Here is a 12426-nt window from a genome sequence, read left to right on the forward strand (position 1 = left end):
TTTTTAAAAAATTACGTGTATTTACCCCCGTTGGCTCACGTAAGAATAGATAAGATATCAGTAAGATGGCAGTCTCAAGAACGGATACAGGCAGGAGGCGCCTGGTTTAGGGAGGGATACCTGTGTTAATCACCACGGTTTTAACTGAAGGAGGCCGGGCTCTGTGCTGACGTTGTTGAACTTGTTGTCTGCCATCGCGTTGTTGGTATGGGGGACGCATATTGTTCGTACCGGAATTATGCGGGTATACGGCGCACGTTTGCGTCGCACCATCAGCGATAGCGTGAGCCGTAAGCCGCTGGCGTTTCTCGCAGGGATAGGCGTGACGGCATTGGTACAGAGCAGTAACGCGACCGCGCTGCTGACCATTTCTTTTGTCTCGCAGGGGTTGATCGCGCTGGCTCCGGCGCTGGTCATCATTCTGGGGGCCGATGTCGGTACCGCCTTGATGGTTCGTGTGCTGACGTTTGATCTCTCCTGGCTGTCACCCTTGTTGATATTCCTTGGCGTGGTGTTCTTTCTCGGCCGGAAACAGACCCGGGCCGGTCAACTGGGGCGTGTTGCTATCGGGCTGGGGTTGATTCTGCTGGCGCTGGAATTGATTGTGCAGTCGGCGACACCGATTACCCAAACCACGGGTGTTCAGGTGCTGTTTTCGTCCCTGACCGGGGATGTGATGCTGGATGCGCTGGTCGGCGCGGTGTTTGCTGTGGTGAGTTATTCCAGTCTGGCGGCGGTATTGCTGACGGCGACATTGACCGCCAGCCATGTGATTTCCCTTGATGCGGCGCTGTGTCTGGTCATCGGTGCTAATCTGGGCAGCGGCATTGTGGCGCTGGCGAATGCCAGTGCACAGGGGGCGTTGGCACGGCAGGTGGCATTGGGCAGTATGTTCTTCAAACTGATCGGTTGCCTGCCAGCGTTGCCTGCTATCGGCTATCTGGCTGGCCTGATGGAGGCGTTGCCATTACCGGATGCGGAGCGGGTGATTTACTTCCATCTGTTGTACAACCTGGTGCGCTGCCTGCTGTTGTTGCCGTTTGCCGGACGTATGGCGGAGTTGTGCAGTAATCTGGTGCGGATTGAGCCCGATCTCGACCCACGACTGCGCCCCCGTCATCTCGATGTCAGCGCGCTGGATACCCCGACGCTGGCGCTGGCTAACGCCGCGCGGGAAACGCTGCGTATTGGCGATGTGATTGAACAGATGTTGAAGATGTTTCAGGACGCACTGCAGGGCAATCGCCCGCCGGTGCGCGAGATCCGTAAGCTGGATGATGATGTGGACGTGCTCTATAACGCCATCAAGCTCTATCTGGCGCAGATTGAAAAAGCCGGCCTGCATAAGCGTGATTCCCAACGCTGGGCGGAAGTGATTGAAATGGCGCTCAGTCTGGAACAGGCTGGCGATATCATCGAACGGGTGGTTTGCGATTTAGACGCCCACACGCCTGACGGGTTGCGCGGGTTCTCAACGGCAGGTCAGGATGAGCTGAACACGCTGTATGAGCAGTTGATGAACAACCTGCGTCTGGGGATGTCGGTATTCCTGTCGTCGGATATGACCAGCGCCAGACGCCTGCGCCGGGCCAAACACCGTTTCCGTATTCTGAACCGGCGTTATTCCCATGCGCATGTTGACAGGCTGCATCAGCAAAATGTGCAAAGTCTGGAAACCAGTTCGCTGCATCTTGGGTTACTGGGCGATATGAACCGGCTGAATTCACTGTTCTGCGCGGTGGCCTATAACGTGTTGATGATGACGGAAGACGAGGATGACGGGCGGGAAGAGTCCTCTGCGTCGGCGTAACCCCAGTAATATCAGTGACAGTAAAAAAAACCGAAACCCTATGGATTTCGGTTTTTTTGTTGCGGCAGTACGGAAGGCTTATTCGAACAGGTTGTGGTGCAGAGTCTGTACCACCTGCTCGGCATCGCTGGAGGGCACCAGGAAGCACAGGTTATGGCTGCTGGCACCATAGCAGATAAGGCGAATATTGAACGGCTCCAGTACACCGAACACTTCTTTGCCGACACCGCAGGCTTGCGACAGCTTGTTACCGATCAGCGCTACCAGCGACATGTTCTCTTCCACTTCCACCCGACACAGCGAGGAGAGTTCAGTCAAAAGCGCACTGGACAGCAGGCTGTCGCCGGTGGAGGTTGAGCCAGTTGTATCCAGCGTCAGCGCGACATTGACCTCAGACGTGGTGATCAAATCTACCGAGATGTTGTGGCGAGCCAGAATGCTGAACACCTCGGCCAGAAAGCCGCGCGCGTGCAGCATGTTGAGGCTATGCAGGGTCAGTAGCGTCTGTTTACGGCGCAATGCCAGCGCACGGAACAACGGTGGGTTTTCGGTGTTGTTGCACACCAGCGTGCCGCCCGCCGCCGGGTCTTTGCTGGAGCCGACAAATACTGGAATATCGCTGCGCACGGCGGGTAACAGCGTCGCCGGGTGCAGCACTTTGGCACCGAAGGTCGCCATTTCGGCGGCTTCTTCAAAGGTAATCTGGTCGATGCGGTGAGCTGATGGCACTACGCGCGGGTCGGTCGTATAGATACCGGGTACGTCAGTCCAGATATCGATGCGGCTAACGTTTAACGCTTCACCCAGCAAGGCGGCGGTGTAATCGCTGCCGCCGCGGCCCAGTGTGGTGGTGCGGCCTTTGGCTTCGCTGCCGATAAAGCCCTGGGTAATGATCAGACCTTGTGCCAGACGCGGTGCCAACTGGCTACGGGTTAACTCGCCGAGCGTGTCGCAGTCTGGTTCGGCGCGGCCGAAGCGGTCATTGGTGCGCATGATTTTACGCACGTCGAACCATTCTGCGGCGACATTACGCTCACGCAGGATTTCCACAAACAGCAGGGTGGACATCAGTTCGCCGTGGCTGACCAGCTCGTCGGTCAGGGCATTGGAGGTAGCCAGCGACGCCGCTTCCGACAGGCGGGCTACGTTTTCCAGCATGCGTTCAATTTCTTCGCGGATAACGGCAGGCTGGTTGAGACGGTTGATAATGGCGTATTGAATCTGGCGTAGTTTTTCCAGCTGCGCCGCCCGTTCCTCCGGCGGCAAACCTTCAGCCAGCGCAACCAGCAGGTTGGTGACGCCAGCAGAGGCAGACAGCACCACCACGCGTACCTGAGCGTCAGACAGCACGATATCGGCGCTGCGGTTCATGGCGTCGAAATCGGCGACGCTGGTGCCGCCGAATTTGGCAATAATCAGTGAGTTATTCGTATTAACAGACATTCAAAAAACCTCGTGTCAGGGGCGTCATCGTCGTTATCGACAACAGCATTCCATCGTTAAACCTTGGCACAAGGGAAGAGCGGTAAGCAGGGGGCAGGCGTAGGAACTGGCTACGGCACACCCAGAAGCGCTCCACCTTGCTGATCGTTTCGCGTTGCGAAGCGATGCGGGTGACAACCCAGGGGATTCAGCCCCTGCAGTCGACAGCGTAAACACCGTAGGTTACGTCCGTCTCGGCGCTGCTCCCCCTCTGGTATCGTCATCGGATACGGTTCCTCCGATACCTTGCCTGGGCGGCGCTCCTCTTCTGGCTTGCGCAACACGTGCGCAAGTAGTCTTTTACAAATAGCGGGTAACGCGTCGGCTGTCAATCAACATTGGATGGGGGCGGGGCATTTCGCAAGAAAAGGGCTTCCCAGCACGGCGTTAAGGGATACAATCGGGGTAAATGCGGGTGGGGTTTCCCGCCTGTCGACCGATTTATTATTAAACCGACTTGTTCTCAAACCGAAGAGTAGTGTGATGAAAAATATCAACCCGACGCAGACTGCCGCCTGGCAGGCATTGCAGCAGCATTTTGCCGCGATGGAAGAGGTTCAGATTAGCGATCTTTTTGCCCAGGATCCTGATCGTTTCTCGCATTTTTCCGCCACATTCGGCGATTTGATGCTGGTGGATTATTCCAAAAACCGCATCACCGCTGAAACGCTGGAAAAACTGCAGGCGCTGGCGCGAGAAACCGAACTGTCCACGGCCATTAAATCCATGTTCTCCGGCGAGAAGATCAACCGTACTGAAGATCGCGCCGTGCTGCATGTCGCGTTGCGCAACCGCAGCAATACGCCGATCGTGGTTGATGGTAAGGATGTGATGCCGGAAGTGAACGCCGTGCTGCAAAAGATGAAGCAGTTCAGCGAGCGCGTCATTGGCGGGGAATGGAAAGGGTATACCGGTAAGGCGATTACCGATGTGGTGAACATCGGTATCGGTGGGTCCGACCTGGGGCCGTTCATGGTGACAGAGGCGCTGCGCCCTTACAAAAATCACCTGACCATGCATTTTGTTTCCAACGTTGACGGCACCCACATTGCTGAAGTGCTCAAAGGCGTCAACCCGGAAACCACCCTGTTCCTGGTAGCCTCCAAGACCTTTACCACCCAGGAAACAATGACCAACGCCCACAGTGCGCGTGACTGGTTCCTCAAGGCTGCCGGTGATGAAAAACATGTCGCTAAGCACTTTGCCGCGCTGTCTACCAACGCGAAAGCGGTTGGCGAATTCGGCATTGATACCGACAACATGTTTGAGTTCTGGGACTGGGTCGGTGGTCGCTACTCACTGTGGTCCGCTATTGGTCTGTCGATTGTTCTTTCCGTCGGCTTCGATAACTTCGAGCAATTGCTGAGTGGCGCACATGCCATGGACCAGCATTTCGCCACCACCCCGGCTGAGAAAAACCTGCCGGTACTGCTGGCGTTGATCGGCATCTGGTACAACAACTTTTTTGGCGCGGAAACTGAAGCGATTCTGCCGTACGATCAGTACATGCATCGTTTCGCGGCTTACTTCCAACAGGGCAACATGGAATCCAACGGTAAGTACGTTGACCGCAACGGCAATGCCGTAGATTACCAGACTGGTCCTATCATTTGGGGTGAGCCGGGTACCAATGGTCAGCATGCGTTCTACCAGTTGATTCATCAGGGGACCAAGTTGGTGCCGTGTGATTTCATTGCGCCTGCGACGACCCACAACCCGTTGAGCGACCATCACAGCAAGTTGCTGTCGAACTTCTTCGCGCAGACTGAGGCGCTGGCGTTCGGTAAATCCCGCGAGGTGGTGGAGGCTGAGTTTGCTGCAGCGGGCAAATCCGCTGCTGATGTGGCGCACGTGGCACCGTTCAAGGTGTTTGAAGGCAACCGCCCGACCAACTCCATCCTGTTGCGGGAAATCACGCCGTACAGCCTGGGGGCGTTGATCGCGCTTTACGAGCACAAGATCTTCACGCAGGGCGCTATCCTGAACATCTTCACCTTCGATCAGTGGGGTGTTGAGTTGGGCAAACAGCTGGCTAACCGTATCCTGCCTGAACTGCAGGATGACGCGGTGGTCAGCAGTCATGACAGCTCCACCAACGGGCTTATCAACCGCTTCAAACAGTGGCGTGCGTAATGACCGCGGCGCAGCGGCGTCTTGAGCGCTGCGCCATCGCTGTCACGTCATGACGATAAGTCATAAAACAGGCCCCGATTTCGGGGCCTGTGAGTTTGTAGGGGACGTGATCGCCGTCATGGTGACAGAAATAGTTGCTCCATGAACAATGACTGCCATGCTGATGGTGGTAACATGGGATTGTTTCGGCATAAGTTTTCGGTTGTCGGGTCGGGTTAGCCCGGCTTCGGCCAGTGTATCGATCATCACGGAGAGAAGCATGCGGACTCGAATACTGATGGGATTGGCTGCCATCACGCTGTTGGCAGGGTGCAGTACGAATAACGATCTCAGTGCTGCCGGTCAGGCGGTGCGTTTTACTGACACCAAACCGGCAGCGCAATGCCAGTTATTGGGTAGCGTTACTGGCACACAGTCTAACTGGTTGTCGGGCAGTGGTAATGAAGGCAGCTCCATGCGTGGTGCGGCGAACGATCTGCGCAATAAGGCGGCGGCCATGGGCGGTAACGTGATTTATGGCGTGAGCACGCCGAGTCAGACGTTCCTGTCCAGCTTCGCGCCGCTGGACAGCAAAATGCAAGGCCAGGTTTATAAGTGCCCTTGATATTCAAGACCGTCAGCGCCATGGGCAAATACCCGTGGCGCTGACAGCGTTTCAGCCCTGATTTTCCTGGCGCATACCAATATCCAGCAGTGTTTTGCTGGCCTCACCGCCGATTTCCCGCGTCAGGTTCGGCACCAAATAGCCCGAAACCTGCGTCATCAGCCCCCGAACCAACGTACGAGCTTCATCATCCGGTACCAGAAAGTGCGCGGCACCTTGAACCTTATCCAGCACATGCAGGTAGTAGGGCAGAATACCGGCGTCAAATAAGGCATTGCTGAGTGCCACCAACGCGTCAACACGATCGTTAATGCCACGTAGCAAGACACTCTGGTTGAGCAATGTCACCCCGGCACGACGCAGACGCGCCATGCTGTCGGTGAGCTCTGCGTCGATTTCATTGGCGTGGTTGATGTGGGTGACCAGCACCACCTGCAGCGGGGATTGCGCCAACCGCTGGCAAAGCTCCGCCGTGATACGTGCGGGGATCACCACCGGCAGGCGGGTATGGATGCGTAAGCGCTTGAGATGCGGAATCTGTTCCAGTTCGGTTAGCAGCCAGTCAAGTTCGTGATCCTTGGCCATCAACGGGTCGCCGCCGGAGAAGATGATTTCGTCCAACTGCGGGTGTTGGCGGATATAATCCAGCGCCTGACGCCAGTTAGCTTTGTTGCCCTGATTATCCTGATAAGGGAAATGGCGGCGGAAACAGTATCGACAGTTGACCGCGCATCCACCTTTCACCAGCAGCAGGGCACGGTTGTGGTATTTATGCAGTAACCCTGGAACGACACTCTGCTGTTCGTCCAGTGGGTCCTGGCTAAAGCCCGGTGCGACAATAAACTCGTCCTGGGCGGTCAGTACCTGTAGCAACAGCGGGTCGTGGGCGTCGCCGGGTCGCATGCGAGCAGCAAAGGCACGCGGTACCCGCAACGGAAATAGCGTGCGAGCTTCGCGTCCGGCGGCCAGTTGCGGATGCTTATCCAGTGCCAGAAGTCTCAGCAATTCATCGGGATCGGTAATAACGTCGGCGAGTTGCTGCAACCAATCTTCTCGGGAGGGTATATTTAGGGTTACAATGTGTGCCATTTTTTTGGCTAAGTACCAGTATCAATGTAGAGGGCCATTATGGCGACTTATTTTAGCAACGATTTCCGTTCCGGTCTTAAAATCATGTTCGAGGGCGAGCCGTATGCTATCGAATCCAGTGAGTTTGTGAAGCCGGGTAAAGGCCAGGCTTTTGCTCGTGTCAAAATGCGTCGTCTGTTGACGGGCTCCCGCGTTGAGAAAACCTTCAAGTCTACTGACTCGGCAGAAGGCGCTGACGTAATGGATACCAATATGAACTACCTGTATAACGACGGGGAGTTCTTCCATTTCATGCACCCTGAAACCTTTGAACAGCATCAGGTTGAAGCGAAAACCGTGGGTGATTCTGCCAAGTGGTTGCAGGACAACGCTGAATGTATCGTTACCCTGTGGGATGGTCGTCCGATCGCCGTTCAGCCGCCGAACTTTATCGAAGCTGAAATCACCGATACCGATCCGGGCCTGAAAGGGGATACCGCAGGTACAGGTGGCAAACCGGCAACGCTGTCTACCGGCGCTGTGGTGAAAGTACCGTTGTTCGTACAGATCGGCGAAGTTATCAAGGTTGACACCCGTTCTGGCGAATACGTTTCCCGCGTGAAGTAAGCCTTCCTGGCGCGTAAACTGTCCATCGGGCGGTTTACGCGTTGTCATTCCTCTGATTCCCGTCTGAAAAACTCTTTCACACAACCAGAATGTTCCCTGATGGTATTTTATTCCGGCTAACGTAATAATGCCGCGTCTTGGTTAAGGAGAGAGCAGAGCTATGTCCCCACTTATTATCACAGTATTCATGCTGACCCTCAGCAATGTGTTTATGACTTTTGCCTGGTACGGGCACCTTCGCTATTTCAGTGGACGTACCTGGATGGTGGCCGCGCTGGTCAGTTGGGGGATTGCACTGTTTGAATATTTGTTGCAGGTGCCTGCGAACCGTATTGGCTATCAGGTCGCCTCCGCTGGGCAACTGAAAATCTTGCAGGAAGTGATCAGTCTGTCGGTGTTTATTCCTTTCTCGATAGTGATTCTCAAAGAACCCTTCCGTACCGACTATATTTGGGCCGGGCTGTGCCTGTTAGGTGCGGTATTCTTTATGTTCCGCGACAAAATTATGGGCTGATCGGCCGTCACGTTATTCGATAAAACAGCCGGTATAACAACCGGCTGAAAATACGGCGATGAGCGGCGTTATCATGGTGTGAAATAATAATATCAAAACGATGTTTTATTTATTTTCTCTTTCTGTTGGTTCCCGCTGTTTATTTCCCCGTACTGGCTTTTGTGTTTACCCAAATTAATTTATCCGTCTGAAAGCCATTACGCTGCGCGCTTGCCAGCAGTGCTTGCTTTACAAGTGGGGAAATCTCAGGGGTACGGGAGAGAATCCACAGATACTCGCGGTTTGGCCCGCAAACCAGTGCATAACGGTAGTCGCTGTCCAGTGCTATCACATTGTAGCCGCCATAGAATGGCCCGAAGAAAGACACTTTCAGCGCAGCGCGTTGTGGTGAGCCGGTGAAGTACCCCTTGCCGATGCTTTCGCGCCAGACGCGTTTCACCGGGTCGAAACCACGGTTAACCACGGTGATACCGCCATCGTCCCGTGGGCTGTAGGTCGCGGTAACCTGCTCCAGACCACGCTCGAAACGGTTATCCAACCGGGCGATTTCATACCAGGTTCCCATATAACGGGCAGGTTCGAAATTATCCACGACCTGAACACCTTGGGGTGGTGTGGTGCTGCAGGCTGTCGTGAATAAGGTGATCAATGAGGTCAGCAATACGCGCCAACTTTTCATTTGCGGCTTCCTGTGTTGGTTTATCTCGGGGTTAAAGGTAGGAAGTGGAATGCAAAGATGCAATAAAAAAGGCCCGCGTAGTGCGGGCCATGACGTATAACCATGAGGCGCTGTTACAGCGTTGCGACACCAATGATGGTGACGACGGAGAGGATGGCTGCCAGGCCGTAGAACACCCATTTACCGGCCGGAACATGAATCTTCAGGTCATGCATGGCGTGATGGATACGGTGCAGACCACACCACAGCGGCAGTACAATCATCAGCAGCAGAAATGCACGGCCAATCAGGCTGTGGCTGAACGCGGCGATACGATCGTAGGTCAGCGCCTGTGGGAACAGGCCAAGCGGCAACAAAATCCCGATAAGCAGGATGATAACCGGCGCGAACATTGCGCTCCACATGCCGCCTGCGCCGAACAGGCCCCAGAACGGTGGTTCGTCGGAACGTTTGGGTTGTTGATTACTCACGAGATTCCTCCTGTTCAGAACAGCAAGGCGATGGCCAGCACCGCCAGCGTGATGACCACAGTGGCCGCCCACAGTCCTTTAACGACCGGCTCCGGCCCCATTTTTTCATCTTTCACGATGATGATGGAGGCCTTCGGTGCCAGATCAAACCAGGTCTTGGTGTGCAATACCGCCGCCAGCAGGGCGACAATGTTGAGTAGCAGCACCAGCGGGTTTTGCAGGAAGCCGATAAACTGGTTCCAGCCTTCCGGACCGGCTTTGAGCGAAAACACGCCATGTAGCAGGACGATGCTGAACCAGACCGCAGGCACCGCAGTACCTTCGCGCAGCATATAGAAACGGTAGAAACCGAGCTTCTGCCACCAGGTGGGCGTCATGCCACGGACATACGCTTTACGTTTGGTGATCATTTGTTGCCTCCCTTATTGTGGTCTCAGCATGGCGATCATGAAGTCTTTGGCGCTTTCCACTTTGCTTTGCTGGATAGCTGCCGCCGGATCGACGTGCTTCGGACACACTTCAGAGCAGTAACCGACGAAGGTACAAGACCAGACGCCGTTGTCGCTGTTCAGTTGCGGCATACGCTCTTTCTTACCGTGGTCGCGATTGTCCAGATTGTAACGGTGTGCCAGCGTAATCGCGGCAGGACCGATGAACTCCGGATTCAGGCCGAACTGCGGGCAGGCGGCGTAGCACAGCCCACAGTTGATGCAACCGGAGAACTGATGGTATTTCGCCATCTGTGCCGGTGTCTGTGTGTTCGGGCCCTGATCCGGCGTGCGGTTGTTGCCGATGATATAAGGCTTGATAGCTTCCAGACTTTCGATGAAGTGGGTCATATCCACCACCAGATCGCGTTCAATCGGGAAGTTGCCCAGCGCTTCAACCTTCATGCCGCTGCTGGCATAGTCACGCAGGAAGGTTTTACAGGCCAGCTTCGGCACGTTATTGACCATCATGCCGCAAGAGCCGCAAATCGCCATACGGCAGGACCAGCGGTAAGACAGGTCCGGTGCCAGGTTGTCCTTGATGTAGCCGAGCGCATCCAGCAGCGAGGTTTCGCGGGTATATGGCACGTCGTAGGTATCGAAGTGCGGGGCGTTATCCTGCTCTGGGTTATAGCGCATGACTTCCATTTTCAGGGTTTTCATATCAGCCATTCGCTTGCTCCTTCTTGTTTTTCTCCTGAGCTTCTGCTTCGGCACCGTAAACGCGTTTTGCCGGCGGCAGCTTGGTGATTTTCACATCGCTGTATTCCAGACGTGGTGCGCCTTCCGGGTTGTAGAACGCCAGCGTATGCTTCAGGAAATTGACGTCATCACGCTCGGTGCAGCCTTCATCCAGACGCTGGTGTGCACCACGTGATTCTTTACGGTTGATGGCGGAATGCGCCATACACTCGGCGACGTCCAGGCTGTGGCCCAGTTCGATGGTGTAGAGCAGATCGGTATTGAACACGCTGGAACGGTCGGTGATTTTCACGCGTTTGAAGCGTTCTTTCAGCTCGGCCATCTTGTCGACGGTTTTCTGCATCAGCTCGGTGGTACGGTAAATACCGCAGCCTTCTTCCATCGACATACCCATTTCGTCGCGGATTTTAGACCAGCTTTCGGTACCTTCCTGCTTGAGCAACGCGTGCAGGCGCTGTTCCACGTCTTTCGCCTGAGCATCCAGTGCACTGGCGTTAGCCGGTGCTGCTGACTGCGAACGTTCTACGGCTTTTTCACCGGCTACGCGGCCGAACACCACCAGTTCTGCCAGTGAGTTGGAGCCAAGGCGGTTGGCACCGTGCAGACCAACGGATGAACACTCGCCAACGGCGAACAAGCCCTGAATGCGGGTTTCACACTGCTGGTCGGTTTCGATACCGCCCATGGTGTAGTGCGCAGTCGGACGAATTGGAATCGGCTCTTTGACCGGATCGACACCGACGTAGGCTTTTGCCAGTTCGCAAATAAACGGCAGACGCTCTTTCAGTTTTTTCTCGCCCAGATGACGCAGGTCGAGGTAGACCACATCGCCCAGCGGGGTCGATACGGTGCGTCCGGCGCGCCATTCGTGCCAGAAGGCTTGCGATACTTTATCGCGCGGCCCCAGTTCCATGTATTTGTTTTTCGGCTCGCCCAGCGGCGTTTCCGGCCCGAGGCCGTAGTCTTGCAGATAGCGGTAGCCGTCTTTGTTGACCATGATACCGCCTTCGCCACGGCAGCCTTCGGTCATCAGAATACCGGAACCCGGCAGGCCAGTAGGGTGGTACTGAACGAACTCCATGTCACGCAACGGTACGCCGTGACGGAACGCCATACCCATACCGTCACCGGTGACGATGCCACCGTTGGTATTGTAGCGATAGACGCGACCCGCACCGCCTGTTGCCATCACGATGGCGTTGGCTCGAATCTGAATCAGCGACCCTTCCATCATGTTGATGGCAACGACCCCACGGGCATGTCCGTCATCCACCAGGATGTCCAGCACGAAATGCTCGTCGAAACGCTGAATCTGTGGGTATTTCAGAGAGGTCTGGAACAAGGTGTGCAGCATGTGGAAACCGGTTTTATCCGCAGCAAACCAGGTCCGTTCGATCTTCATCCCGCCGAAACGACGTACGTTAACCGAACCATCCGGTTTACGGCTCCACGGGCAACCCCACTGCTCAAGCTGGGTCATTTCATGCGGGCAATTCTGCACGAAGTGGTCCACCACGTCCTGTTCACATAACCAGTCTCCCCCTGCCACAGTGTCGTGGAAATGGAAGTCGAAGCTATCATGATCCTGTGTGACCGCCGCCGAACCACCTTCTGCCGCCACAGTGTGGCTACGCATTGGGTAGACTTTGGAAATCAGCGCAATCTTGAGTTGGGGATTTGCTTGCGCCGCAGCAATCGCGGCCCGTAAACCTGCTCCCCCGGCCCCGATAATGGCCAAATCGGCATTAAAGGTTTGCACTGCATGCCTCCAGTTACTTAAGTTAAATAAATTAAATTAAGAAAATAATATGCAATCCAACGTCGTCACTTATTTTCCGTTTTAATTTCA

Annotated in this window: 12 protein-coding genes and 1 riboswitch; of the genes, 5 read left to right on the plus strand and 7 right to left on the minus strand. The window is 55.2% G+C overall.

Translation table 11 applies throughout. The features are described 5' to 3' along the window. Positions 1 to 163 precede the first annotated feature (163 nt). Positions 164 to 1810 (plus strand): Na/Pi cotransporter family protein, encoded by a 1647-nt coding sequence (locus LF929_RS02205; RefSeq protein ID WP_226093234.1) that lies wholly within the window; start codon positions 164 to 166, stop codon positions 1808 to 1810. Between the two features lie 78 nt (positions 1811 to 1888). Here the strand turns inward: LF929_RS02205 and lysC are convergent, their stop codons facing one another. Next, entirely contained in the window at positions 1889 to 3253 is a 1365-nt protein-coding gene (gene lysC, locus LF929_RS02210; protein WP_023640855.1) for a lysine-sensitive aspartokinase 3, read from the minus strand. 117 nt (positions 3254 to 3370) lie between these two features. Beyond that, positions 3371 to 3568: riboswitch (Lysine riboswitch) on the minus strand. Between the two features lie 207 nt (positions 3569 to 3775). Between lysC and pgi the strand changes: the two genes are divergently transcribed. Both pgi and LF929_RS02220 read left to right on the plus strand, forming a co-directional pair. Further along, positions 3776 to 5425: a glucose-6-phosphate isomerase gene (pgi, locus tag LF929_RS02215; RefSeq protein ID WP_226093235.1), complete on the plus strand. Its 1650-nt coding sequence runs from the start codon at positions 3776 to 3778 to the stop codon at positions 5423 to 5425. A gap of 259 nt (positions 5426 to 5684) precedes the next feature. Further along, on the plus strand, positions 5685 to 6029 hold the full coding sequence (locus LF929_RS02220; RefSeq protein WP_012886313.1) for a DUF4156 domain-containing protein: 345 nt from the start codon (positions 5685 to 5687) through the stop codon (positions 6027 to 6029). Positions 6030 to 6080: 51 nt separating this feature from the next. Here LF929_RS02220 and epmB read toward each other — a convergent pair whose 3' ends face one another. Then, a complete protein-coding gene (gene epmB / locus LF929_RS02225) occupies positions 6081 to 7118 on the minus strand; it encodes an EF-P beta-lysylation protein EpmB (protein WP_226093236.1) in 1038 nt (345 codons plus the stop codon). Between the two features lie 39 nt (positions 7119 to 7157). Between epmB and efp the strand changes: the two genes are divergently transcribed. Then, positions 7158 to 7724 carry an elongation factor P gene (efp, locus tag LF929_RS02230; protein WP_016940766.1) on the plus strand — a complete coding sequence of 189 codons (567 nt, stop codon included), beginning with the start codon at positions 7158 to 7160 and terminating at the stop codon, positions 7722 to 7724. Positions 7725 to 7884: 160 nt separating this feature from the next. Beyond that, complete coding sequence (locus LF929_RS02235; RefSeq protein ID WP_012886310.1) at positions 7885 to 8238, plus strand: DMT family protein; 354 nt, start codon at positions 7885 to 7887, stop codon at positions 8236 to 8238. 139 nt (positions 8239 to 8377) lie between these two features. On the opposite strand, the gene blc is transcribed toward LF929_RS02235, so the two are convergent. The 5 genes from blc to frdA form a co-directional block, all read right to left on the minus strand. After that, positions 8378 to 8917 carry an outer membrane lipoprotein Blc gene (gene blc, locus LF929_RS02240; RefSeq protein WP_226093237.1) on the minus strand — a complete coding sequence of 180 codons (540 nt, stop codon included), beginning with the start codon at positions 8915 to 8917 and terminating at the stop codon, positions 8378 to 8380. Between the two features lie 113 nt (positions 8918 to 9030). Then, positions 9031 to 9387, minus strand: a complete 357-nt coding sequence (frdD, locus tag LF929_RS02245) for a fumarate reductase subunit FrdD (protein ID WP_012886308.1) — start codon at positions 9385 to 9387, stop codon at positions 9031 to 9033. A 14-nt stretch (positions 9388 to 9401) separates the two neighbouring features. Beyond that, entirely contained in the window at positions 9402 to 9797 is a 396-nt protein-coding gene (gene frdC / locus LF929_RS02250; protein ID WP_038905786.1) for a fumarate reductase subunit FrdC, read from the minus strand. A gap of 12 nt (positions 9798 to 9809) precedes the next feature. Continuing rightward, complete coding sequence (locus LF929_RS02255) at positions 9810 to 10547, minus strand: succinate dehydrogenase/fumarate reductase iron-sulfur subunit (protein WP_012886306.1); 738 nt, start codon at positions 10545 to 10547, stop codon at positions 9810 to 9812. After that, positions 10540 to 12336, minus strand: a complete 1797-nt coding sequence (frdA, locus tag LF929_RS02260) for a fumarate reductase (quinol) flavoprotein subunit (RefSeq protein WP_038909118.1) — start codon at positions 12334 to 12336, stop codon at positions 10540 to 10542. The genes LF929_RS02255 and frdA overlap by 8 nt, the downstream gene beginning before the upstream one ends. Positions 12337 to 12426: the final 90 nt, after the last annotated feature.

The sequence above is a fragment of the Dickeya oryzae genome (assembly GCF_020406815.2).
In the GTDB taxonomy this organism is placed as follows: domain Bacteria; phylum Pseudomonadota; class Gammaproteobacteria; order Enterobacterales; family Enterobacteriaceae; genus Dickeya; species Dickeya oryzae.

Coding starts and splice junctions, on each gene's coding strand:
- LF929_RS02255 (WP_012886306.1), bottom strand. CDS start 10,547: ATGGCTGATATGAAAACCCTGAAAATGGAAGTCATGCGCTATAACCCA.
- pgi (WP_226093235.1), top strand. CDS start 3,776: ATGAAAAATATCAACCCGACGCAGACTGCCGCCTGGCAGGCATTGCAG.
- LF929_RS02220 (WP_012886313.1), top strand. CDS start 5,685: ATGCGGACTCGAATACTGATGGGATTGGCTGCCATCACGCTGTTGGCA.
- lysC (WP_023640855.1), bottom strand. CDS start 3,253: ATGTCTGTTAATACGAATAACTCACTGATTATTGCCAAATTCGGCGGC.
- frdC (WP_038905786.1), bottom strand. CDS start 9,797: ATGATCACCAAACGTAAAGCGTATGTCCGTGGCATGACGCCCACCTGG.
- epmB (WP_226093236.1), bottom strand. CDS start 7,118: ATGGCACACATTGTAACCCTAAATATACCCTCCCGAGAAGATTGGTTG.
- blc (WP_226093237.1), bottom strand. CDS start 8,917: ATGAAAAGTTGGCGCGTATTGCTGACCTCATTGATCACCTTATTCACG.
- efp (WP_016940766.1), top strand. CDS start 7,158: ATGGCGACTTATTTTAGCAACGATTTCCGTTCCGGTCTTAAAATCATG.
- LF929_RS02235 (WP_012886310.1), top strand. CDS start 7,885: ATGTCCCCACTTATTATCACAGTATTCATGCTGACCCTCAGCAATGTG.